General features: G+C 36.9%; 23 protein-coding genes. 13 read left to right on the top strand and 10 right to left on the bottom strand.

The window, feature by feature from the left end; genetic code table 11:
* The first annotated feature begins 44 nt into the window (after positions 1-44).
* The 6 genes from CA2015_RS00115 (at position 45) to CA2015_RS00090 (ending at position 6,394) form a co-directional block, all read left to right on the top strand.
* The gene (locus CA2015_RS00115) at positions 45-1,235 is read left to right on the top strand and encodes an NAD(P)-dependent oxidoreductase (RefSeq protein WP_048640051.1); all 1,191 of its coding nucleotides are present in this window, start codon (positions 45-47) and stop codon (positions 1,233-1,235) included.
* A 420-nt stretch (positions 1,236-1,655) separates the two neighbouring features.
* The gene (locus tag CA2015_RS00110; RefSeq protein ID WP_053086622.1) at positions 1,656-2,858 is read left to right on the top strand and encodes a tetratricopeptide repeat protein; all 1,203 of its coding nucleotides are present in this window, start codon (positions 1,656-1,658) and stop codon (positions 2,856-2,858) included.
* 210 nt (positions 2,859-3,068) lie between these two features.
* A complete protein-coding gene (locus tag CA2015_RS00105) occupies positions 3,069-3,551 on the top strand; it encodes an Lrp/AsnC family transcriptional regulator (protein ID WP_014018107.1) in 483 nt (160 codons plus the stop codon).
* Between the two features lie 62 nt (positions 3,552-3,613).
* Positions 3,614-4,153 (top strand): NUDIX domain-containing protein, encoded by a 540-nt coding sequence (locus CA2015_RS00100; protein WP_048640050.1) that lies wholly within the window; start codon positions 3,614-3,616, stop codon positions 4,151-4,153.
* Between the two features lie 13 nt (positions 4,154-4,166).
* Entirely contained in the window at positions 4,167-5,525 is a 1,359-nt protein-coding gene (locus CA2015_RS00095; protein ID WP_048640049.1) for an MATE family efflux transporter, read from the top strand.
* A gap of 137 nt (positions 5,526-5,662) precedes the next feature.
* Positions 5,663-6,394, top strand: coding sequence for an SDR family NAD(P)-dependent oxidoreductase (locus CA2015_RS00090; protein WP_048640048.1), 732 nt, complete (start codon positions 5,663-5,665; stop codon positions 6,392-6,394).
* Here CA2015_RS00090 and CA2015_RS00085 read toward each other — a convergent pair.
* From CA2015_RS00085 to sucD, 6 genes are all read right to left on the bottom strand, one after another.
* Positions 6,381-6,884, bottom strand: a complete 504-nt coding sequence (locus CA2015_RS00085) for a SixA phosphatase family protein (protein WP_048640047.1) — start codon at positions 6,882-6,884, stop codon at positions 6,381-6,383. The two genes, CA2015_RS00090 and CA2015_RS00085, sit on opposite strands and share 14 nt — an antisense overlap.
* Positions 6,885-7,221: 337 nt before the next feature.
* The gene (locus CA2015_RS00080) at positions 7,222-8,697 is read right to left on the bottom strand and encodes a PhoPQ-activated pathogenicity-related family protein (RefSeq protein WP_240477891.1); all 1,476 of its coding nucleotides are present in this window, start codon (positions 8,695-8,697) and stop codon (positions 7,222-7,224) included.
* Positions 8,698-8,750: 53 nt separating this feature from the next.
* On the bottom strand, positions 8,751-10,250 hold the full coding sequence (locus tag CA2015_RS00075) for a c-type cytochrome domain-containing protein (protein ID WP_240477890.1): 1,500 nt from the start codon (positions 10,248-10,250) through the stop codon (positions 8,751-8,753).
* Between the two features lie 77 nt (positions 10,251-10,327).
* Positions 10,328-11,713: a DUF1552 domain-containing protein gene (locus CA2015_RS00070; RefSeq protein WP_048640046.1), complete on the bottom strand. Its 1,386-nt coding sequence runs from the start codon at positions 11,711-11,713 to the stop codon at positions 10,328-10,330.
* Positions 11,714-11,901: 188 nt separating this feature from the next.
* Complete coding sequence (locus tag CA2015_RS00065) at positions 11,902-13,860, bottom strand: DUF1592 domain-containing protein (RefSeq protein WP_240477889.1); 1,959 nt, start codon at positions 13,858-13,860, stop codon at positions 11,902-11,904.
* A 199-nt stretch (positions 13,861-14,059) separates the two neighbouring features.
* Positions 14,060-14,941 carry a succinate--CoA ligase subunit alpha gene (sucD, locus tag CA2015_RS00060; protein WP_048640044.1) on the bottom strand — a complete coding sequence of 294 codons (882 nt, stop codon included), beginning with the start codon at positions 14,939-14,941 and terminating at the stop codon, positions 14,060-14,062.
* A 591-nt stretch (positions 14,942-15,532) separates the two neighbouring features.
* On the opposite strand from sucD, the gene CA2015_RS00055 reads away from it, so the two are divergent.
* The 6 genes from CA2015_RS00055 to CA2015_RS00030 all read left to right on the top strand — a co-directional run bounded on the left by CA2015_RS00055 (position 15,533) and on the right by CA2015_RS00030 (position 20,958).
* Entirely contained in the window at positions 15,533-16,855 is a 1,323-nt protein-coding gene (locus tag CA2015_RS00055; protein WP_169786452.1) for a PAS domain-containing sensor histidine kinase, read from the top strand.
* Positions 16,856-16,892: 37 nt separating this feature from the next.
* Entirely contained in the window at positions 16,893-18,071 is a 1,179-nt protein-coding gene (locus tag CA2015_RS00050; protein WP_048640042.1) for a hybrid sensor histidine kinase/response regulator, read from the top strand.
* Positions 18,072-18,077: 6 nt separating this feature from the next.
* A complete protein-coding gene (locus tag CA2015_RS00045) occupies positions 18,078-18,716 on the top strand; it encodes an ABC transporter ATP-binding protein (protein ID WP_048640041.1) in 639 nt (212 codons plus the stop codon).
* A complete protein-coding gene (locus CA2015_RS00040) occupies positions 18,713-19,933 on the top strand; it encodes an ABC transporter permease (protein ID WP_048640040.1) in 1,221 nt (406 codons plus the stop codon). Before CA2015_RS00045 ends, CA2015_RS00040 begins: the two co-directional genes overlap by 4 nt.
* Before the next feature lie 10 nt (positions 19,934-19,943).
* Positions 19,944-20,369: a hypothetical protein gene (locus CA2015_RS00035; protein WP_048640039.1), complete on the top strand. Its 426-nt coding sequence runs from the start codon at positions 19,944-19,946 to the stop codon at positions 20,367-20,369.
* 169 nt (positions 20,370-20,538) lie between these two features.
* Positions 20,539-20,958 (top strand): hypothetical protein, encoded by a 420-nt coding sequence (locus tag CA2015_RS00030; protein WP_048640038.1) that lies wholly within the window; start codon positions 20,539-20,541, stop codon positions 20,956-20,958.
* Here the strand turns inward: CA2015_RS00030 and CA2015_RS00025 are convergent.
* From CA2015_RS00025 to CA2015_RS00015, 3 genes are read right to left on the bottom strand one after another with little or no spacing between them, the layout of a single operon-like run.
* A complete protein-coding gene (locus CA2015_RS00025) occupies positions 20,953-21,399 on the bottom strand; it encodes a c-type cytochrome (protein ID WP_048640037.1) in 447 nt (148 codons plus the stop codon). The two genes, CA2015_RS00030 and CA2015_RS00025, sit on opposite strands and share 6 nt — an antisense overlap.
* A complete protein-coding gene (locus CA2015_RS00020) occupies positions 21,380-22,048 on the bottom strand; it encodes an SCO family protein (RefSeq protein WP_048640036.1) in 669 nt (222 codons plus the stop codon). Before CA2015_RS00020 ends, CA2015_RS00025 begins: the two co-directional genes overlap by 20 nt.
* Before the next feature lie 36 nt (positions 22,049-22,084).
* Positions 22,085-22,621, bottom strand: a complete 537-nt coding sequence (locus tag CA2015_RS00015; protein ID WP_048640035.1) for a CopD family protein — start codon at positions 22,619-22,621, stop codon at positions 22,085-22,087.
* Positions 22,622-22,670: 49 nt separating this feature from the next.
* Between CA2015_RS00015 and CA2015_RS00010 the strand changes: the two genes are divergently transcribed.
* Positions 22,671-23,081, top strand: a complete 411-nt coding sequence (locus CA2015_RS00010; RefSeq protein ID WP_048640034.1) for a hypothetical protein — start codon at positions 22,671-22,673, stop codon at positions 23,079-23,081.
* Positions 23,082-23,119: 38 nt separating this feature from the next.
* Here CA2015_RS00010 and dnaA read toward each other — a convergent pair whose 3' ends face one another.
* Positions 23,120-24,544, bottom strand: coding sequence for a chromosomal replication initiator protein DnaA (gene dnaA / locus CA2015_RS00005; protein WP_048640033.1), 1,425 nt, complete (start codon positions 24,542-24,544; stop codon positions 23,120-23,122).
* Between the last annotated feature and the right edge of the window lie 100 nt (positions 24,545-24,644).

The raw sequence follows: 24,644 nt of genomic DNA, 5'->3' as shown, positions 1-24,644 counted from the left end.
TCATGATTAAACAGCAGACAAACAGCAAACAAAATTTTTAGATTATGAAAAACATAAACGGCAAAAAACTAAAGATCGGTATAGTGGGCACCGGTGGCATTGGGAGAGGCTTAGCTAAGCTCATTGCAAGAAGAGAAGATATGGTCATTTCAAAAATATTGACCAGAAGAGAAGGGGTGATTAGTGACCTTGGGGTTAGTCAGGAATTTTTAACCACTTCACCTGAAGAGGTTCTAGATAGCTCGGATTTAATTGTGGTAAGTACAGGAGATCCCATTTATTCAACAGAAATTATTGATAAAGCATTTGTATATGGACTTCCAGTAGTAACAATGGACGCCGATACTCAAGTGCTTACCGGGTCATGGTTGTCCAAACGCGGAGTGATTACAGAGGCAAATGGAGATCAACCTGGGTGTTTGGCCGCACTTAACAAGGAAGTGATTCAGATGGGATTTAAGCCTTTGGTTTATGGAAACATTAAAGGTTTTCTAAACAAAAAACCTTCGCTTGAAGACATGTTGTTTTGGGCACAAAAACAAGGATATAGTCTTAGTTCTGTTACATCTTTTACAGATGGAACAAAACTTCAAATTGAACAAGCATTTATAGCAAATGGCTTGGGTTTAGATATCGTTAAAACAGGTCTTGTTGGCTATGAAACTAGCGATTTTGAAAGTGGTGCTTTCGCTTTAGGCGAAATTGCCCAAAAACAAAACGCTGTCATCAGTGACTACATTATCTCTAAAGAATCGCCTCCAGGCGTTTTTATTACCGCCACCCATCAAGAGGATTTGGCAGAGGAGTTGACTACCTATAAAATGGGTAAAGGTCCATTTTATTTGCTATACAAACCCATGCACTTGTGCTTTTTTGAAATACCTAATAGTATTTTGAATTTGGTAAATAATAATGAAATCTTGCTTGATAATGGAGATGTACCTTCAGTAAGTGTAGGGACAATTGCTAAGAAAAACTTAACCTCAGGATCTTTTATTGACAAAGGAATCGGTGGAATGGAAGTTAGAGGAGAGGCTATCAAAATAACTGACTGCACCAATCATGTTCCTATTGGTTTAATGAATAAAGTTCAATTAAAGAGAAATATTGAGGAAGGAGAAATAATTACATTTGACGATATTAATATACCAGATTCTTTGGCTTTGGAAGCATGGAAAAGCACGCTTTCAGATGTAGCTGTAAAAAATCGATTAAGTATAAAAGTAAGCTGTTAATTTTTTTATCTTATTGCTGTTTACAGATCCATTGACCTAAATCACATTAATGTGGTAGTGGTTTAATGGGTCTGTTTTTTTATACCCATATTACTTTATTTTGCAGGATTCTAAAACATTGTCTCGTTCTTTTAAAAAGTGGGCTATGGTTTGTCCAGGTCCTTATTTTTTATTAATACTACAGAGTAATAAGCGAAAAGTACTATTCAAAGGTATTGAGGACAAATAATCATTAAGAAACCTACCTAGGAATAAGAAGACCCTTTCTGCCACATGGATTTATGCTTGGAAATACTCTTAAGTATATACTTTACACCTTATTTTTATTAAACCAAAATAAATTTTTCGAGTTTTCGAAATTAATTATTGTCATAAAGCGTTTATGCTGTATAATAAGGAGTTTTATCGAAAACAGTCTTAATGAAATATACCCAAATCGCATTATCTCTTTTACTATTGATAAATTGTGTTGTTCTAACTGAGGCTCAGGCTCAGATGGAGCCCGTAACTGATGTGAATAAGAAAGAAAGTGGTTACCTTCTGCTTGATAAAGGGCTTCAGTTTAGGATTACCGACGCTATCAATAGCATGTATAATTTTGACTTTGAGAATGCCGAAAGGGGTTTTCAAGTAATGCGGTATACTTATCCAGAACATCCACTTCCTTATTTTTTAATGGGATTGAGCCAATGGTGGAAAATTGTTGTAGCTGTTGACAACAGGAGTCATGATGCGCTTATGTTAAAATACATGGATTTGACAATAGAGAAAGCAGAGAAACTCATTGAGGAAAATCCTGAAAATAAAGAAGCAGCATTTTTTCTGGCCGGGGCCTATGGGTTTCAAGGGCGTTTACATAGTGAAAGAAAAAATTGGACTAGTTCAACTTTCGCAAGTAAAAATGCGTTAAAGTATCTGGAATTAAGTAGGGGAGAGGAAGAGTTGAATCCGGAATTATTATTGGGCGATGCATTGTTTAATTATTTTTCTGTTTGGATACCTGAAAATTACCCTTTATTAAAGCCAATAATGTTATTGTTTCCTAAGGGAGACCAAAAGTTGGGTTTGAAACAACTGGAAGAGGTAGCGGAAAGCTCTTTTTATGCTCGAATAGAAGCGCAATATTTTCTATTCCGATTGTATGCCACCGAGGAGAAAAAGCCTTTTAAAGCCTTAGAAATTACTAGTTACCTTCATGGTAAATATCCAAATAACCCCTATTTCCATAGGCATTTTGCAAGGCAATTGTATGCTGTAGGTAGAGGGGTAGAAGCTAGGGATGTTTCTTTAGAAATTCTAAAGCGAATAAAAGAAGGTTGGACAGGTTATGAGGCAACAAGTGGAAGGTACGCTGCCTTTTTTGTCGCTCAAAGTTATGACCGAATGGGGCAGCCGGAACGAGCCATGCCTTATTATTTGCAATCCATATCTTTTGGAGATGAGTTGGAAGCACAGGAAAGTGGTTACTACTTATTTTCACTTCTTCAGGTTGGAAAAATTCTATTTAAGAAGGGGAACAAAAAGGAAGCCAAGCGGTATTTGGTTACAGTCAAAGACAATTCGAAACGAAGACACCCGGCTAATAAGGAAGCGAGAGAATTTTTGAAAAAGAATAAACTTTGATAAGCACTAAATTGTTCATTATTAGTCTAATCGAGGGGAAATCCACGTTTTTAATGAAATCACGAAACACTGAGTGTAATAATTTTAAAAATTATAACAATTAAACAACAATATTTCGTCCGTGCTTGCGTTTTTTTCGTAAATGTCTTTAAAATAAATATAAATTAGATTACCTTTGTGCCACATATAATTCGGTAAATTCTTTACAATATGGATAATAGTATAAAAGTGAAATTTGACAAAATTGACCGTAAGATTTTAGAAATTCTACAAGGCAACGCAAAAATCACCAACGCGCAGCTTTCAAAAGATATAGGATTGTCACCAGCACCAACTTTAGAGAGGGTGAAAAAATTGGAACAATCAGGAATAATAAAAAGCTATCATGCCAAATTAGATCCGGAAAAAATCGGACTTGGTGTTAGTACTTTTGTGTTGGTAGGATTGATTGGTCATAATAAGTCCAATATAGATGCCTTTATGAAGGAAATCAACCAAATTCCAGAAGTGATAGAATGTCACCATATCACAGGAACGGGAGATTTTATTTTGAAAATTATATCAAAAGATATTAATTCTTACCAGAAATTGATGTTAGAGCAGGTAAGTGAGATTAAGGAAGTAGATTCAATGCAGTCTATGGTTATCCTTTCTACTTTTAAGGACAGCAAAGTATTGCCTATCCCAGCTTAAATTAAAATTATTTAAAGCATTTGAAGGGTGGCTATCGGCCACCCTTTTTTTATTTATTTTTTATGAAAAATCCGTGGACAACAATTTCTAAAAAAGAGGTGTACGACAACCCTTGGATCAAGGTAGAAGAACACCAGGTAATAACTCCGACCAATAAACAGGGAATATACGGGAAAGTTAGTTTTAAAAACCTCGCTATAGGTATTCTTCCGCTTGATGAGAATGAGTATACATGGTTGGTTGGGCAATACCGCTATACCTTAGATGAGTATACATGGGAGATACCAATGGGAGGAGGGCCAGCCGATCAGACATCCCTAGAAAGTGCCCAAAGAGAACTTAAGGAGGAAACGGGACTATTGGCAAATGAATGGACAGAAATATTAAAGATCCATACCTCCAATTCAGTAACTGATGAAGTTGGATATGTTTATATGGCTAGAGACTTGACACAAGGCGAAACAGAGTTTGATGATACGGAAGATTTGAAGATTCGGCATTTACCCTTTAAGGAAGCCTATGAAATGGTTTTGAATGGTCAAATTACTGATGCCATCAGCATGGCTGCAATTTTAAAAACTTCAATTTTATTGAAAAAATAAATATCAATAATTAATGTTTAAAGGGTTTAAGGACAATTTTGATAAGACATTTACCCTGGCTTATCCGGTAATGTTAAGTCAACTCGGCCAAGTGATGGTTGGGGTAGCAGACAATATCATGGTAGGTAGATTAGGAGCCGTCCCACTAGCAGCTGCTTCTCTTGCCAATAGTATATTTTTCGTTGTCCTAATGTTCGGGATTGGTATTTCCATGGCGGTAACTCCTATGGTTGCGGCGGCAGATGGAGAAGGAAAGACTGGGAAAATCGGGAGGTTGTTGAATCATGGTTTTGTTATCAATACAGTGTCCTCATTTCTACTTTTCCTATTTATCCTAGCTGTCTCTCCAGTACTGAAGCTTATAAATCAGCCTCAAGAAGTAGTGGTGCTAGCTATTCCATATCTGTTGATCATTACCTTTTCTTTACTGCCGTTTATGTTTTTTCAAACATACAAGCAGTTTATAGAAGGGCTTTCTCAGACTAAACAAGCCATGTTTATTACTGTTATTTTTAATCTATTGAATATTGGTCTGAATTGGTTGTTAATTTATGGTAATTGGGGATTTCCAGAATTGGGATTGAATGGTGCTGGATGGGCGACTTTAATATCCAGGGTATTTATGGCTTGGGCTCTGTACATTTATGTAACCAAATCAAATCGATATAAAAACTATATACGTGGCTTACGCCTCAAGCAAATAAGGCTGACTATCATTAAGAAGATGCTAGGCATAGGTATTCCTACAGGCTTGCAATTTATTTTTGAAGTAGGGGCATTTAGTACTGCAGCCATTATGATGGGGTGGATTGGTGTCAATGCCTTGGCAGCCCATCAGATTGCCATTAATCTTGCTTCAATTAGCTATATGATGGCTTCGGGCTTATCAGCAGCAGCAATGGTTAGAGTAGGTAATCAACTTGGAAAAAGAGATATTTCAAAACTCAGAGAAGTTGGCTTTTCTATATTCGGAATGGTGACGGTGTTTATGTCCGTATTTGCCATCCTCTTTCTTTTGTTGAAAAATTACATGCCTTTACTCTATATTGACGACCCACTGGTAATAAAGATGGCTGCCAGTCTGTTGATAATTGCTGGAATTTTTCAAATCTCTGATGGATTACAAGTTGTTGCTTTAGGAGCCTTGAGAGGGCTTTCAGATGTGAAGATACCCACCCTAGTAACACTTCTTGCCTATTGGGTGGTAGGCTTACCTCTTGGCTATTTCCTCGCCTTTAAGTTGCATTGGAATGAATTGGGTATTTGGATTGGGTTGTTGATTGGTTTAACACTTACGGCCATTATGCTTCTTTATAGATTTAATTCCCTTAGTTCCAAATTACGTAGACAATTTGATAAACCTAAAGTTTAGGCCAAGAGCAGAGTGAACTGAGCCTTGCAGCTTCCTTCTAATTCTCTTTGGTTCCGACCAAGTGGCTGATCAAGTAAAATTTGGTATTTTAGCTTTTTCGAGTTTTATCAAGCTTTACACTGTAAACTCAAATTAAAATGGAAAGACAATCTCTTTATATCCTCACAGGGGCCAGTAAAGGCTTGGGTGGGGCCCTTAAAAATCATTTGGTTCAATTACCAAACACAATGGTAATAGGAGTCTCCAGAAGCCCAATTAAGGCCGAAAGGAATTTTATACCTTTACAAATTGACTTGGCAAACACTGATGAGTTGATCAGTAAAATACCTGAAATTTTTCCATCTGAGGATTTTGATAAGGTAGTCTTAATTAATAATGCTGGATGGATAGGTGAAATTGCTCACAATGGAAATATTTCTTCAAGTTCTATAAAAACAATTCATTCAGTAAATGTAATCGCTCCAGCAATTTTGATGAATGCCTTTGTTCAAAAATACAATGGTATTAGGGGAGATAAGATAGTAGTAAATGTGAGTTCAGGTGCTGCGGTGAAGATAGTGGATGGGTGGTCAGGCTATAGCTCATCTAAAGCTGCATTGAATCAGATGACGATGATTGCCCAGCAAGAATCTGACCTAAAAAACCTTGGTTTTAAAATGTTCGCTTTGTCTCCTGGGATTATTGATACGCCCATGCAGGAGTCAATTAGAGCTGCTTCTCAAAATGAATTTAGTGGTCTTTCCAAATTTCAATCTTTTAAGGACAATGGGGAATTGAGTACTCCAGATGAAGTTGCAAAAAAGGTATTGTTCCTGATCAATAACCCTTCGGATTTCGATGGTGTTTTACAAGATGTTAGGAAGTTTTAGGTGATGGGTTTTTAGGGAAATCATACATCCAAAATCTTGCGTTAGTAGCGTTGATATTCTCCCAACTATTTACTTCAAATTTGAAACCCATATAGGCAGCTGTTGGAAGGTTTTCCAATGGCTCTCCCAGATAATTGATTAATTCAGTCATTCCTGGATTGTGACCAAAAATAAACAAGGTATCGATCTTATTGCTTGTCTTTTTGATCTCAACCAAATGCTCTTGAGCAGATGCCATATAGAGGGCCTCTGATTCTTCATATTCAACATTCATTTTTTCAAAAGTGGCTAAATAAAATTCTGCGGTCATTTTTGCACGCAATGCCTTTGAAGAAAGTATTTTCTCAGGGAAAACATGATTGGTTTGCATTCTGTTAGCCATCATCGGAGCATCATTTAATCCCCTTTTTGACAATGGTCTCACACGGTCATTTAAGCGCGGGTCTTCCCATGAGGATTTGGCGTGTCTACAGATTACTAATTTTTTCATAAGATTCAATTTCAGTACTTAATGACCTGCTAAAAGTATACTTCAGATCTATTATTCAATTGAAATTTACATTTTTCTTATTACTAAAACTCAGAATGGAGCAGTTTTCTATTTTTGTCAGGAAACCTTTTACAAAATCTAGGGTTTCCAGCTTAGAATCCATCGTTCCTTAATACTCCATCACCCTTTTAGTTGGTTTATCCTCGCAATTAAAGAGGAGTACCTAAGAACTGTTTATTCTGTTGACGGAAAATAATAGGTAGTAACCGCAGCAGGAGGAGGTAAAAAAGCTGCTCCCTCGGCGATTACTACATTGCTTTTGCTTTAGAATAAAGGTTTATTCTACTGGTGTACCTTTTCTTTCTTTAGGTACATACAATTCATGTTCGTAAGTGTCTGGAAGTATTTTTATTCCGGTTGTAAATTTCAATGGTGCATCTCCGGCATAAGTAAGCTCAACATAATGACCTGACCAGCCTTTAGATGGTGCAGCTATTGGAATTACATATTCTCCATCAGCTTCAAATGGGATATTGGTAGCTTTCCATTGTGGACCCAAAACATCAATCCTGAAATCCCTGGTGTTTTCATTGGTTGCAGACCAAAGTTTGACAGCTACAGGAGGATTATTGATGTCAGTTTTAATATGTATGGCATCTTCTTTAACTTCCCAACTATAGGATGGACGTTTTATATTATTGATGATATGAGAATAGAAGCCTAAAAGAATCTGAGGGGCGTCAGAGTTTTTCAGTCCATGACCAGCATTAGGAATATAAGCAATGTGACTTTCTCCTTGTAATTCCTCCCAATAATACCTCCAACTGTCAGGAAGGAAGAATTGATCCCCAGATCCGTTGATAAGCAATTTAGGAATGTCTTTGTATTCTTCAAGAAACTGATAAGGTTCTACGATCTCTTCCAAACGTTTGAATTCTTTACTATCCATCCAATCAAAAATACCTTCAAAAGTATAGTCATTTACAGCCGGGGCCCAAAATCCATAGGTTTGCCAGTGATGCTTAAATGAAGGACTTAAATTAAGCATGTCTATTACGATAGGAATCATTCCTATTACCCTGTCATCCACTGCAGCAGTGGTCCATGTGGTCCATCCTCTTTTTGAGGCACCTGCCACTACATATTTGTCTAATGATATATCCAGGTTGGTTTTAGAATAATCTACAACTGCATCCATGGCTGAAACCACAGCTTTTGTCATTGGAAATCTAGCTAGCCAGATAGCATCTTCATCCTTGGCACCACGTTCCATAAACTCTCTCCAACCGTAGGCAATCAATCCATCTTCAGTTCTTAGTCCTGAAGTATCTCCTACATACTGTAAAGGCTGAAAAGGGATATTATGGACCTTGATAGCCGTGGAACCTGTTGACAAGGCTGCCTGAAGAATCATGTCGTCTGGTTTTTCAGGAACAGTGGTGTTTTTGCTACCTCCAGAAATAATAAGTAATGAGGTATTGTGCTTGAGTTCATCTGGAACTACAAAGGAAACCCAATGCCACCAGGTGGTTTCCGTTACTTCTTTTTCAGTCAACCAGTTTTGGGAAATGACTTTAAGTACATAGTAGGAGTATCCATCTCCTTTGGATTCAAAAGCCAATTCGTAATCATATACGTCTTGGTCCTTTTCTACGTAAGCTTTTAAAAGGTCAATACCTCTTACCTTTTCTTCTACCGTTTGTATTTCAGTGTCCGAACTGGTTTTCGACTGACAATGTGGGAAACAAAAAAGGCTTATACCAATTAATAAGGCCAGGTGCAGCGTTTTATGAATTTTGATTATCTTGAACATATATTATAGGAATAGTTTATAGGTATATTACCTAAAAGAGTAAAAAAAGACCATTAATAGAAAGGCCCTTCTTCTAAAATAATTTCTAATTCTGGTCTATGCTTTTGTATTGCTTCAAATACTTCTGGTTCGATAGGAGTGCCAAAGAGATAAACTTTTTGAAGTGACTTGAAATCAAGTAGGTGAAGTAAATGTCCTTTATCCAATGGCGTAAAGGAGAGGTTCAGTTCTTCCAGATTAGGAAGGTCTTTCAGGTAAGGAAGTCCTTCACCATTTATATTCGTCTTTTGCAAAATCAGTCTGCGTAATTGCGGCATTTTTCCTAAAAGGAATAGGGCGTCATCATCTATATTGGAAGAGGCTAGAGAAATGCGTGATAGGTATGGGAAATAGGGTGAAAATTCTTTTAATTCCTCATTGCCAAATGGGCCGGGTGGGAATTTCATCTTTAGCCCAAAGAATTTCCCATTGGACAATTCATCAGCCGTTACTTCAGCATCCACTTTTTTACCTATTTCTTGTAATTCTAGCAAAGCAGTATTAAATGCCTCCTTCTCTTCAAGTATCTTATATTGGGCTTGTTGAATTGTTGGCATCAGTTCCTCGATTTCTGACAAAATCTTCTCATTTTTAATGTCTCCATATTTTAGACTGTCTGAAGCGCCATTTTCAATCCAGTAAGTAAGAAGAGTGATTTCATTTTCTGTTAAGCCAGGCTTTCCTTCCGGAGGCATTCTGTCGTCATGGTCTAGTGGTAGTAAAACCCTTACCAAAACTTCACTATTGGCTGTGTCGGTAGGTATGATGGCATGTTTTTCACTTTTACCTGCTTCAAAGATTTCCTTATAACTATTAAGGATAAGGTTTCCTTTGGATTTGTTTTCATTGTGGCAAGAGACACATTTTGTTTCAAAGATCGTAGCAACCATGTCCTCATAAAGCAGCATGTCTTCAGGTGCCTTGTCAATTTTTTTTGCAGGAATTAAAGCAGCTAGTGGTGCGGAGAGAAAATCGTCACCATGAGTGAGTGAACCTCCAAGATGACTGGTATAGGCCAGTGAGAGGTTAGCTATTCCAAGAATCAAATAAAAGCCAAATCCACTCTTTAATTTTCTTTGCAGGTTTGATTCGTAAATAATTAGGCAAATTGAAATTGAAATGCCGGTTAACAAAGCTCCATTTAGGTGGTTTGTTACCATAACTCCTGAATAGCCTTCGGCAATATATAAAAGGTACCCGGCCAGTATGGTTATATAGGAGAAAAACACCGATGTCCACAGTAAAGATCGAATAATGATTGGCTTGTTAAAACTTGGATTGAAAAACCCCATTAAAATAAAGCCCGTGGTAATTAGGATCAATACTATTGGGAAATGCAGGACGAGGGGATGGAACCTGCCAAAAAACACGAGCAAATGGTTCTCTGCTGCCACGCTAATGGGTACCAGAAAAATTGCGAGGTAGGTAGTGACTAGAAAAATGGGTAGAATGAATTTTTTATTTAATAAAAAGTCCCACTTTAAGTTATTTTGTGGTAGATCGTTGTTGTCCATATGAATCCTGTATATCAGGCGAAAAATGCCTGTTATAGTGGTGTACTATTAATTGATTGTCTTTGATCGTAATACTACTAAGCTATAATTCCGTCAAGGGTGCCAGTACTGTCTGCAAATTGTGTTTGTTCAATACCTATAGTTTGCATCCAAGAAGTATAAAGATTGGACAAAGGAGTGTTTTTAGGATAAATAAGGTTTTGACCTGATTTTATTTTATTACCCCCATGTCCCCCGACGATAATAGGAAGATCAAATGGAGAATGCCTGTTACCGTCTCTTAAGCCAGAAGCAAACATTACTAAGGAATTATCCAGTAAAGTACCGTTGCCTTCTTTGATGGATTTTAGCTTGTCTAAAAAGTAGGCATATTGCTCAAGGTGCCATTTCGTAATCCGATCATATTGTTCCAAGTTCTTTTGGTGATTCATGTGATGAGAAAGCGAATGATGTGCACCGTTTACTCCCTCAAGGAAGGAAAAGTTTCTGTTGCTTACCGAGTTGCCAAACATAAAGGTGGCTACTCTACTTGCATCACTCCACATAGCTAAGGCGATGATATCAAACATCAAGCGGGTTTTTTCTGTAACATCAACACCGCTGTACACTTCAGCATATTCTTCAATGTCTTGGTTTACCCTAATCAATTCTCGTTTGATGTCAGGAGTAATATTGCTTGCGAAATCCTTGATACTATCTTGGTTATTGATCCTTTTTTCAATGGACCGGATAGATTCCAAGTATTCTTCCAATTTATCTTGATCAGATCGGCCTAAATTGTTTTTAAGGGATTTAGCATCCATTAGTACAGCATCTAGGATGCTGCTTTTGTGTGGGTTTTCTATTTTATTATTCCCAGGTATAAAAGTTCTAAACAGCCGGTCAAAGGCCATTCTAGGGTCGATTTCCTTTGAAAGAGGGGTCAGGGCATTTTTCCAGGAAATACTACTTGCATACAATCTGGTGAATCCTACATTGATGTCAACCCCAGTCTGTATACGATCCAAGCCATATTCTAATGAAGGAAAAAGAGTTTCGTTTTTATAGTGGTTAGCAATAAGTTGATCTATTGAAATACCCCCACTATTAATATTGTCTCCAACTGTTTTTTGAATTGGGAGGCAAGTCAGTAGGTTGGCAGTTTTGGCATAGTGTCCATCAGATCCTTGAAATAATGAATGTTTATTCCATAGCTGACCTAGAACCAAAATGTCGTCTTTCAGATGTGCTAATGGTTCTAGGGTAGGAGAGATCGAATAGTTTCTCCCTATTCCTTTAGGAGTCCATCTATCGGGGTGAACACCATTGGGCATAAACATGAAAGTGGACCTAATAGGAAACCCATCATTGCCAAATTTTTTAATATTTAGCGGTGAGGCCATAGCCTCCATGATAGGTAGTGCAATGGCAGCGCCTACCCCTTTCAATAATTTCCTCCTTGATATTTGCCACTTCTTATTCATAAATAGTAACGTTTTAAAGCAAGCTTTTAAATATTTCTTTAACTAACCAGCAAAACTTGAAACAGACGGTAATCAATATTAATCAGATTGTATTTATTTGAATCTTAGAAAGTAGGATAGATTTTATCCTACAAATTTATTTTTCGTCCTGAATTCAACTATTCTTCAAGTTAATCTATTTCAAATTATTAATCAACCTCATTTACTCTTTTCTGAAAATCCTTAATCTTCATCCTAAAAGGATAGCTTTGAACCAAAGCGGTAACGAATTTATCAGGATTAAAATCATTCTCAATCAAGGAATCAGACAATTCCCGGATGGCAATTTCATCAGTAAAAGTTGTACCCCTTCCTATAGCATAAGACAAAGTCTTTTTGGAAATGTTCCGTGCAAATTTTTCTTTCTCCTTCATAAGTAATGCTTTCAATTCTGCAGGACCTGCAAAGGTCTCACCTGAGGTAAGAACACCTGTAGGATCAATTGGAGTGTTCCCATAACTTTCTCTCCATTTCCCATCTGCTCCAAAATTCTCCAAACCTAGACCAAGTGGGTCCATTTTTTCGTGACAAGATTGGCATGCCGGGTCCTCCCTATGCTTTTCTAATAGAGCCTTCAATCCAAGGTCCTCATGTAAAGACTCATCCTCAGGTAATTCTGCAACATCTGGTGGTGGAGGGGGAGGAGATGTACCTAATATTTCTTCTAAAACCCATTTACCTCTAAGTACAGGACTTGTCCTGGTGGGCAAGGAAGTTACGGCTTGAACACTGCCTAAACCCAAAAAGCCTCCCCTGCTATTGTTGGCCAACATTACTTTTTTGAAATCGTCTCCCTCTACTCCTTCAATTCCATAGTAATCAGCCAATTCTTCATTGAGAAAGGCATAATCACTATTGATCAAGTCAAGGAAGTTTTTACTTTCCGTCATTACATAATGGAAAAAGGAAGTGGTTTCTTTGAACATGGCCTCTCTTATAGAAGGGGTGAATTCAGGAAACCTAACCAAATCAGCTAAAGGTGCATTGTCATCTTTAAGCTTATTGATTCCTAACCACTGGCTTACGAATGATTCTGAAAATCTTTCCGACTTGGGGTCATTGAGCATTCTTTTTACCTGATTTTCTATTTCTCCTGGTGCTTGCAGCTTTCCTTTCATGGCTAGGTCAAACAATTCATCATCTGGCATGCTTGACCATAAGAAGTAAGATAATCTGGTAGCCAGTTCAAAATCTCCTAAGGCAATAGGGGCAGGGCCTAAGGGTTCTTCCTCCATTTTGTAAAGGAAAGAGGGGGAAATTAAAATAGCTTTAAATACTTCTGCAATGGATTTGTTGAATTTCTGTGGGTTGGGTTCCTCTGGAAGTGAGTAATAGACCGTATTAAAAAGGTCAATAAACTTTTCTTTTTCTTCAGATTTTAATAGCCTTCTATAAGCTTTGCTGGCAAAAGGGAAAAGTACTTTTTCGGCTGCTTTTTCAGGTGGATTAAGGGGCTTGAAATTACTACTGATTTTAGGCATTAACCAATTTATAAACCTTTCCCAGATGTTTTGATGATAGCTTTCGGGAACAAGGTCTGACCATTTTTCTAGGTCTTCATATAGAGATGTGACAATCTCTTCAGCAGCATCATAATACCTTTCCATCTTAAGGGGCGTGAAAAACAATGAACCACCTTGATTGTCAAAACCGCCACCACCCGAACCATCTGCTGGGAAACGATTCATGGCGTCAAAACTCACCCCTGTCAGGTCTAATACTGTGTAATGGTATTCAGTGTGACTCAATCGTCGGATGATGACTTTGCCAGGAGTTCTTTTTTCTAGAGATTTGATGAGAATACCATTGATTCCATTGAGTAAGGTATGGTATTCATTATCATTCAACTCTGGCTTACTGGACGGGGGCATTTCTTTTGACTTAATTTGGTCCAATACTTTTAGCCAAAATTGTCCATCTTTAATAACACGTCCCTCTTCCTCATAAATTTTTAGGTTCACTCCTCCTTTAGGGTTTCCGGTATTGTGACAGGAATAGCAGTTTTTGTCCAAAACCGGGATAATATCGGTAGTGTAATCTAAGGCCTCCTGTGCAATGCTTGCAAAAAAACTGAAGACAGCCATAACCAGTAAAATATATGATTTCATTAATGGCATAGGTTTTATTTGGATTCAGATAAAGGTTATGCCTTAAATTTAAGGTAATTAATTCATTAATTCCAATACTATTTTGATGGAAGGTGAGTGGTTTGGTTATGCAGGATTGAAATAAGTCAAAAAAAAAGAAGACCATCAGGTCTCCTTTTAAAATTGCTATAATTATGCTTTTAGCATTCTGAAGCTTTTATTAGGCATCTACACCTAAAGCTTTAGCCATCACCTCTCCTATTTCGGCTGGTGATTCTGCTACGAAAATACCATTTTCCTTCATGATACGCATTTTGGCGATGGCTGTATCATCTTTTCCACCAATAATGGCTCCAGCATGTCCCATTCTTCTACCTGGAGGTGCTGTTTGGCCTGCGATAAATCCTACAACAGGTTTTTTATTGCCATTTTCTTTGATCCATTGGGCAGCTTCAGCTTCATAATTCCCGCCAATTTCTCCTATCATTACGATAGCGTCTGTTTCAGGATCTTCCATTAATAGTTGAACCGCTTCCTTAGTGGAGGTACCGATTATCGGGTCACCACCTATTCCAATGGCTGTAGAAACACCTAATCCAGCTTTTGTGATTTGGTCAGCTGCTTCATAAGTAAGCGTACCTGATTTGGAAACAACTCCTACCCGTCCTGGTTTGAAGACAAAACCAGGCATGATGCCAACCTTAGCTTCACCTGGAGTGATTACTCCCGGGCAATTTGGCCCTACCAAAATGGCTCCTTTTTTCTTAACATACGGCTTGGCTTTCATCATGTCCTTTACAGGAATTCCTTCAGTAATGGCGATGATTACTTTAATACCTGCATCCGCCGCTTCCATAATAGCATCTGCCGCAAAAGCTGGAGGAACAAAGATTATGGTAGTATCAGCTCCTTTGGCTTTCACTGCATCTTCTACAGTATTAAATACTGGTCTGCCTAAATGAGTATCGCCACCTTTTCCAGGTGTTACACCCCCAACTACATTGGTACCATATTCTATCATCTGTTGGGCGTGAAAAGAACCTTCAGTTCCTGTGAACCCTTGTACAATTACTTTGGAATTTTTATTTACCAATACGCTCATAAGTCTGCTTTTAATTAATTTGCTACAAAAATAGGAGATAAAGAGTGATCACAAAAAGAAATTGCAAACAATATCGATTTAATTTATACTATAGATAACTTTTTATATTTTTATGGTTCCTACTTAACCCTACAAATGAATAATTCTAGTACTCCAGAAGCCTGTTTTAGCCCTAGGCTAAGGCTAATATTATATTAGGAAATAGACACTAAAATTATTTCATCAAAAATTCATTTCCTGTTTTTTTAAGGTAAATTAGGGTTTATTTGGGTAGATTTATAAAAATAGGATACAAAAAATTGCTAAAAGTACCCTCAACGATTATGAAATCAACATCTTTGGATTTAAACGAGGAGTGGATTCAGGCAAATATAAAATCCTTTAAGACAGCTTAAATCAAAAAAAAATTGTTTGAGACTAATTTTAATATGTTTCAACAGGTGCTATTTTAATCTTTGTTTGTGAACTTTTGAAGAAAGAGATAAAAGTTTTATCGTTCCTTTAGCTTGTAATAAAATATTAAATAAATCGATCCCCTAATGGGAGAGAGATATGGGAAATTCCGGAAAAAGTAAGGTTTTGTCGAAAAAAATGTCCTCGGATAGCTACCAGTTGGCCTTGATGCCCTTATTGGCTGTAAATCCTGAACCTGTGACCGGGCAGACCGTGGTTGGTTTTTCAGTTTATAATAATTATTGGTTTTTAGCAATTGCTTTCATTTTTTTACTTGCAATCATTTATGGAGTATGTATTTTTATTCAGCAGACAAAAGACAGAGGGATATTAAAAATCACACTTCAAAAGAAAAATAGAGAGATCGCAGAAAGGGAGGATCAATTTAGAATAGTCTGGAACAATTCTCAAGAAGGCATGGTACTGTCTGTTTTTGGAGGGAAGGTTATTTCTGCTAATCCCACCATTTGTAAAATGGCAGAGGTGAGCGAGGATGAGTTGATTGAAAATGGGCTTCAGCATTTGTTTCGCGACACAGATTTCTACGAAAAGGTAAGGAATGAAATAGCTGATGAACTTAACTCAAATACCAAAAGTACCGTAATACGAGAATTTGAAATGCCTTTGAAATCGGGAGATAGGGAGATAGAAGTTTCCATTTCCAAAATGAAGGAAAACTTTGAAGGGAATATGTTGTTCTTGAATGTTTTTCGAGATATTTCGAAGAAAAAATCTTATGAGAAGGGCTTGGAAATAGCCAAAGATAAGGCGGAGGAGGTAAGTCGATTGAAAGGGAATATCATTTCTAATATGAGTCATGAAATTCGCACACCCTTAAATGGTATTCTTGGCAGTACTGAATACATAAGCCAAATTAGGTCGGAAGACAAGGAACTTTTGGAGCATTTGAATATTATTAAGGAAAGTGGAGAACGCTTACTCAATACCATTACCAATATACTGGATTTGTCTTCATTGGAGTCCGATGAGCTGAATATTGTTTTAGAAAAAACCAATGTAAATGATTTTGTTTCAAAAATATTGATAAATCATAAATCCGTAGGGATTAAAAAAGGTATATTAGTCACTTCAAAATTTTTAACTAAACCCTTTAACGCAAAAATCGAGAGAAAGTACCTTCAAATTATTATCAATAATATCGTTGGTAATTCGGTTAAATATTCAGAAAAGGGACTTATTCAAGTTGTAATTGAAAACTTTGAAAATCAATTGATTATAGTAGTACATGATCAAGGTATAGGTATTAGTAAAGATTATTTGGACAAATTGTTTTACCCTTTTGAACAAGAAAGTACCGGTTTTAACCGTAAATTTGAAGGATCAGGCCTTGGATTAGCCATTACCAAACACTTGGTTGAAAAGTTAAATGGTCAAATTCAAGTTGAAAGTGAAAAAGGTAATGGTACTTTAGTGCGGATTTCAATACCACTTTGTATATAAATTATTTTGGGGCACGTTATTATTTAATTTTGTAAGTATGTTTTCTCTTAAAATATTGATAACCGAAGACGATACCGTCTCGGCACTTTTATTAAAAAAAGCACTTGAAAAGAACCACCATCAGATTATTGGAATGGCTGATTCAGGTGAGATTGCCTTGGAAATTCTTGAAAAAAACCATGCAGACATTGTCATGATGGATATTAATCTCTCTGGGAAGCTGGATGGAATTAAAACCACGGAAATTATTAATGAAAAATACAATATTCCTGTGGTTTACCTTACAGCTAGCTCAGATAGTGAAACCCTACAGAAGGTCGCTGTTACCAATCCGAGTGCCTATGTTATCAAGCCCTTTAATATAAGGGAATTGAATATGGTTATTGAATTGGCCATTTTTAAAGATAAAAAAGAGAAAGAACTTCAGAGCTTAAACAATGAGCTGGAAGAAAAAGTCAAAAAAAGGACTGCTGATTTAAATGAAGCCAACAAGGAGCTTCAGAAAGCTTTGGAAAAAGAAAGGGAGCTTAGTGAATTAAAATCAAGAATTGTTCAAAACGTTTCCCACGGTTTTAAAACTCCTTTAACATCTATATTAAGTTCTGCTCAATTATTGAAATTGTATGCGGAAAAAGAGCATCCTTTTAAAGCCAAATTGGTAAAGCATGCAAATAAAATTGAGAATTCTGTTCGGAACCTTAATAGTCTTCTGACAAGTGTTTTATTCTTTGGTAAAGCCGATGCGGATAAGATGAACTACAAACCGGTGAGAATTTACACTTCAGCATTCCTCAATGAGGTGGTGGACATGGTGAAAGCCGGGATTGACAATAATGTAAAGATCAACGTGGAATTCGAGAAAATTCCTAAAATGATCACCTCTGATATGGACCTATTGTATCAGATTTTAGAGAATTTACTATCGAATGCGGTTAAGTATTCGAAAGATGGTGGCTCTGTTTACTTCAAAGTAAAACATGAAAATGATACACTTTTCTTAAATATTAAAGATGAAGGTATTGGTATCAATGAAGCTGAACAATCCCAACTTTTTGATCGGTTTTTTAGGGCTAAGAATGTAGGCTTAAGAGAAGGTTCAGGGCTAGGTTTGTCCATAGTGAAAAAGTGCATTGAGGTTATGGGGGGAAAGATTGATTTCAAAAGTAAGCTCAATAAAGGAACTGAATTTAATTTGGAAATACCTGCAAAAAAGTAACTGGCAATGATTATTGTTAAGGAGATTCAGTTTTCTTACGAAAATCAACCAAAAATTGATGTTCCTGACCTTGGATTAAATAGAGGTGATGAATTATTGGTTTTAGGGAAATCAGGGTCAGGAAAAACAACCCTTCTAAATATAATTGGGGGCTTGCAGGCACCGAACAAAGGGGAGGTTTGGATTGATGGAGTATCACTATATGAACTGAAAGGGAATGATTTAGATAAGTTTAGGGGGAGTAATATTGGTATAGTATTTCAAAAACCTCACCTTCTTGGTCCATTGACGGTGTCTGAAAACATCTGTCTCCCGCATTTTTTCGCCAATAAACCAACAGCAAATAAACTTGACTATTACCTGAAAGAGCTGGGGATTCAAGATAAGAAGGATGCCCGCATTCAAACTTTGAGTGAAGGAGAAGCCCAAAGGGTTTCTATTGCTCGGGCAATGGTAAATGAGCCTAAAGTTATTTTGGCCGATGAACCTACAGCTAGCTTGGATGATGACAATGCCAGGATGGTTGTAAATCTTCTTAAAAACCAAGCAAGAAAGCTTCAGGCAACCCTGATAATAGTTACCCATGATTATCGAATAAAAGATCAGATTGATAGAAGTATATCCATAAAATCAGGAAGCTTATGAATATATTTAAATTGAGCTGGAAGTACTTAATGGATAAACCTTTGAGTACAGGTCTAAATATACTTCTTCTCGCTTTGGGCTTGTCCATTATAACTGTTCTTTTGCTTATTGAAGAGCAGTTTGAGAATAAAATGAACAAGGATGCCTCAGGGATTGATCTTGTCATTGGGGCCAAGGGAAGTCCTCTACAGTTGGTGCTTTCCTCTGTTTATCATATCGATTTCCCAACAGGGAATATCCCTCTAGATGAAGCAAAGTCTGTTTCCAGAAACCGTTTAATAAAGAAAGCCATACCTATGGGGCTTGGGGATAATTTTGGTGGATTTAGAATTGTTGGTTCTAACCACGATTACCTTGAGCTTTACGATGTTAGTTTTAATTCAGGAAATGCCTGGAACAAACCATTTGAGGTAGTTTTGGGAAGTCGAGTGGCAAAGGAGAAAGGTCTAAAGGTAGGAGATACTTTTGTAGGCTCCCATGGAATAGCCTCTGCAAGTCATGAACATGATGAACAAGCATATCTTGTAGTGGGCGTTTTAGCTCCTTCTTATAATGTGATCGATCAACTCATATTAACCAGTATAGAATCCATTTGGTATTCCCATGACGAAGATTTTGGCAAAAAAAAGCTGGAGCAGGAGGTTGAAAAAACAGGGTTTCCGAAAACCGATCAAGCAAGAGAATTGACCACTGTGCTAATTTCTTACCGAAATCCAATAGCAGCTGTCCAACTTCCCAGACTTATTAATAGTAGAAGCTCATTGCAAGCGGCATCTCCTTCTTTTGAGATTTCGAGACTTTTCGAATTGTTAGGAATAGGCATTGCTTTGGTTCAGGGCTTGGCACTTGTTATTATATTGATAGCTGGCTTGGGCATATTTATTGCCTTATACAGTTCACTTAAACAAAGGAATTACGATTTGGCTGTGATGCGTGTAATTGGTGCTTCCAAGGGCCAATTGTTTTTGTTAATTCTGCTAGAAGGAATCCTACTTACCTTTATAGGCGCATTAGCAGGATTATTTCTCGGACACCTTTTTCTCTATTTATTGGTTATGGTAAATGAACAAGGAATAATTTCAGATTTTAAGACTTTTGTATTTATAAAGAAAGAATGGTGGGTATTGGCCTATGCTTTGTCGGTGGGAGTTTTGGCTTCCATCATTCCTGCATGGAATGCATATAGGACACAAATCGCTGGACAATTGACCAAATAAATAAGAGAGTATGAGGTGTTTAGTTTTATTGATAGGCTTGCTGTCTTTTTCTGCCATAGGGCAACAAGAAAATGTTTGGAAAAACTTATCCGATGTAACCTATGAAATCGGGGAGGATGACTTTGGTGAGTTGTATTTGCCTGTTTTTGGGGATAAGATTAAGGAGATGGAAGGTAAAGAGATTACAGCTGATGGTTATATTATACCCTTTGAAGGGATGTTTAAACCTGAGCACATTATACTTTCTTCGCTTCCTTTGGCAGAATGCTTTTTTTGTGGTTCGGGTGGGCCAGAAACAGTGATGGAGGTTATGTTAAAAGAACCCGTCAAATACACCTCTAAAAAGGTAAAGGTAACTGGAAATTTGGTGCTTAATGCGAAAGATCCTGAAAAATTGATGTATATCCTTAAAGAGGCCAGAATTATTGACCCATGATTTAAGCACATATTTTGGGTAGTCATTGTCAATATTCCATCTAAATTTTTGTTGACGATTTATTGGAATAGGCTGGGCAAAATATTATTGGTGCATTTTTTATCATCTTATTTTTATAACATTTGATATAATTTAATTCCGTTTCAAACCATATACTACTTAATAATCCATGAAAAAAGCACCAATTGTATTGTTTATTTTGCTATGTGTATCAATTTATTCTTGTGGACCGAAAATAAGCGAAAATGAATTGCTAAAAGAAAAGGTCATTCAAGTTCATGATGAGGTAATGCCTAAAATAGGTACTTTGAAATCTAATCAGAAGGTTTTAAATGAAAAAGCTGCAGAGCTTGAGGAATCAGAGGACTCGGAAAATCTTCAAAAACAGATTAGCGGTTTGAAGGCAGCAGCTACAGATTGTGAGAAAGCCTATGACGAAATGTTTGTATGGATGAGACAATTTGAGACAGATCTTGAGGGAATGTCCGATGAGGAAGCAAAAGCTTACTTAGAAAAAGAGCTGGTAAAGGTAGAAAAAGTAAAAAAAGACATTCTACTGGCTATTGAAAAAAGCGAGGCACTATTATAATTTTGGTTCTTGAGCAAGGGCTTTATTTACTTCTTCGGGAGTAATAAGCCCATGTTCATTTCCCCATACATTATAAATATAAGTGCCAATTTGGGCAATTTCCAAAGGTGTCAAATTACTATTTCCTGGCATTGGCTGATTGTATTCAATATCATTCACCATAATGCTTCCCTTAAGACCATTTCGGATGATATAAAGGCTTCTGCCTACATCAGTAATCATATAGTCAGCCTTGCTTAATGGGGGGATGAGCCTGTTTAACCCTGTTCCATCTTCTTGATGGCAATTACTACAATGTTGCAAATAGAGTTGTTGACCTTGAATAGCATATTGCTTTGTTTTTAGGTCATTAATTTTATCAATACCGTTTTGACTATTAGAATCAGTACTTTGACAGCTAGTGAAAAGTATTAATAATAAACTACCTATTGCTGCTCTCATTGTTCTCGTTGAGTAATTTGGGGATGTCTTTGATGAGTAAGTTTACCTGATTTTCTTTTGTTCCGTCATAAACCCCTCTAATTCTTCCAAATTGATCAATCAGTACAAATGCCCCTGAGTGCAAGAATCCACCAGGCTCATTTTTATCATTCATGGCTGTAGTAAGGTAACTTGTTTGACCAATTTCAAAGATTTTTTCTTGATCACCAGTCAGAAAATTCCAAGTATTTGCATTCTCAATGCCAAGCCTCATGGAGTAATCTTTTAAAAGAGTTTGGGTGTCATACTCTGGGTCTATGGTATGACTTAAAATCATAAAGTTTGGATCATCTTTATAGGCTTCAAAAACCCTCAACATTTGTTTCTTCATCACTGGGCAGATAGTAGGGCAGCTAGTGAAAAAAAAATCGGCAACATAGACTTTTCCTTTGACATCAGCATTGGTTATTTGTTTACCCTCTTGATTGGTAAAACTAAAATCTGCAATCGTATGATAGATGGTATCCTTTACTGTTTTGTTATCAATAATTACCTCCTCTACATGCCTATTGCCCAAGATAGGTAATACATCGTTATTTGAGCTTGTTTGGCAGGAGTTGAAGAATAAAACACATAGAAATAGAGGACCTAAATAAATGAATCGAAGCATTTTATTTTTAATTAGTATGACAGTGAAAAGTGTTGTTTAGTTCCTTTCACGCATTTTTTTATACCATTTCGTTGCAAGCATTAGGGCGATGCCCAAAAGGATTAATCCTGTAATTCCCCAAACCATATTGATTAAACTTTTGAGGACGATTAAAAATACTATTGCAAATAGTAATAAGGTTGCTATTTCATTCCAAAGTCTAAGTTTGGTGCTGGACCAAACTGCTTTCCCATTCTGCAGTGATTTGAAGATATAGTGGCAACGAAAATGATAGATATAAAGCAATAAAACAAAAGTTAGTTTTGCATGCATAAATGGCATGGACAAGTATCCAGGTCGGTAAAACAACACCCATGTCCCGAAGATTAGCGTCAAAATCGCCGATGGCCAGGTAATGATGTACCAAAGCCTATTTGCCATTAAATCCAATTGGGGTTTTAATATTATTCGCTCAGCTTCAGGTCTATCCAAGGCTTCTGTTTGGTAGATAAAAAGCCTGACTATATAAAATAACCCAGCAAACCAGGTTACAATAAAAATAATGTGTAAAGCTTTAACGTATTCGAAGGCCATTCTTGCTATTTTTGGCTAAATTAACTGTTTAAGATTGTTTTTAGGACATATGAAATCAAAAAATATTATTTATTTACTTGCTGTCTTGGTTGGTGGGCTTTTAATGGTGATTGTTTACCAAAGCTTGAGTCAGCCAGGGGTTAAGGACCTGAAGGGTAACTACACAGAATTAGCCAGTTACAGAAATGAAAACAATACTGGTCCGGTGGTTAGAATTTTTGCAGTATTTACAGATAGCGAAGATTGGGAGGAAATGCGGGCCTATGGTGATTTTATGCCGCATACCAAGTATGGAAACACAAAGGTGTATTTTTTTAATCAACCTCTAGACCAGCTCGATTTGTTTCCAGAAGCACCTTATTTTAAAGCGGATTTTCAAGAATTCTGTATTGGTAGTTATGAAAAAACGGCCATGGGTAATTCAAGTTTTAAAAAGTATCCTTTTACAGAAAGCCATTAAAAAGGGATGGTTTAAGCATAAAGATTTGATAGGTTCAATTAGTAGGACCTGATCTTAAATTGTTTTTTCTGCTCCTGCACTGCATTTCTAAAAGATGGCTCTGTTTCCATAAGATCATTAACAGCTTGAACGGCATGAATTACTGTACTATGGTCTCTTCCTCCAAAATGATAACCGATAGATTTTAATGAATGGTTGGTAAACTCCTTGCTAAAATACATTGCAACTTGTCGGGCAATTACTATTTCCTTTTTTCTGGTTTTGGCTTTCAGGTTTTCTACCTTGATACCGTAATAGTCTGCACAGGATTTTTGAATAAACTCTATGCTCACTTCAGTCTCAATGTCTTTGATAATGTTTTTCATGATTGTCTTGGCCAATTCAAGACTGATTTCGACCCTGCTCAATGAAGCATGGGCGATCAAAGAAATCATGACTCCTTCAAGTTCCCTTACATTAGTGTCAACAGTGTAAGCAAGGTATTCAATCACATTATCAGGAATATCTATTCCTTCTGACTGCATTTTCTTTCTGATTATCGCTATTCTTGTTTCGAAATCAGGCATTTGCAAATCTGCCGTGAGCCCCCATTTAAACCGGGAGAGTAATCGTTCTTCTAAGCCCATTAAGTCCTTAGGAGCACAATCAGAGGTCATGATGATTTGCTTTTTATTTTGATGCAGATGGTTGAAAATGTGGAAAAACATCTCTTGGGTTCTACCTTTTCCAGCCAGAAATTGGATGTCATCGATGATCAGTACATCCACTTGCATGTAAAAGTTTGTAAAAGATTTGATGTTTCCATCTTTAATGCCATCCATAAACTGATTGACAAATTTTTCTGAAGAAACATAGAGTACAAACTTTTCATCAGGACCATTTTTGATTTCATTTCCGATGGCCTGTACGAGATGCGTTTTTCCTAAACCTACACCACCATACACCATCAATGGGTTAAATGAGGTGATTCCAGGTTTATTGGCTACCGCAAATCCTGCAGATCGGGCAAGACGATTACAATCACCTTCAATAAAAGAGCTGAAGGTATAAGTGGAATTAAGGTTGGATTGTAAGGTTGTTTGTTCATCCAAACTAGAAAGATCAAAAGGACTGTGTGCGGATGCAAGGTTTTCCTTTTTTTTGATGGCTGCAGGGCTGTTTACTCCTTGGGGATAACTAACCATATAAGGTTGGTTTTGTGAATTCCCTTTGTCTACTACTACAGCATATTCTAATTTGCCCTGAGCCCCTAAAATAGTTTTGATGGCTAATTTTAATACTTCAACATAATTGTCTTCCAGCCATTCGTAGAAAAATTGACTTGGGACTTGTATGGTAAGTACAGATCCATCGATTCGTGCAGGGATTATTGGTTTAAACCAAGTCGAAAAACTCTGTTCATTGACGTGTTTTTCGACCACCCGCAAACATTCAGTCCATATAGCATTAGCCTCTGAATTCATTGAATTTATTTTAACCGAAAGTTGAAAAATCGTGAATACTCCTTTTTTAGGGGGTAACAAAATTGTGGAAAATTATCTTAAATAAAAAATGCCCTTTTAC

The sequence above is a fragment of the Cyclobacterium amurskyense genome (assembly GCF_001050135.1).
Classification (GTDB): Bacteria; Bacteroidota; Bacteroidia; order Cytophagales; family Cyclobacteriaceae; genus Cyclobacterium; species Cyclobacterium amurskyense.
Note: the sequence above shows the minus strand (reverse complement) of the source record. Positions and strands in the feature narration are given on the sequence as shown.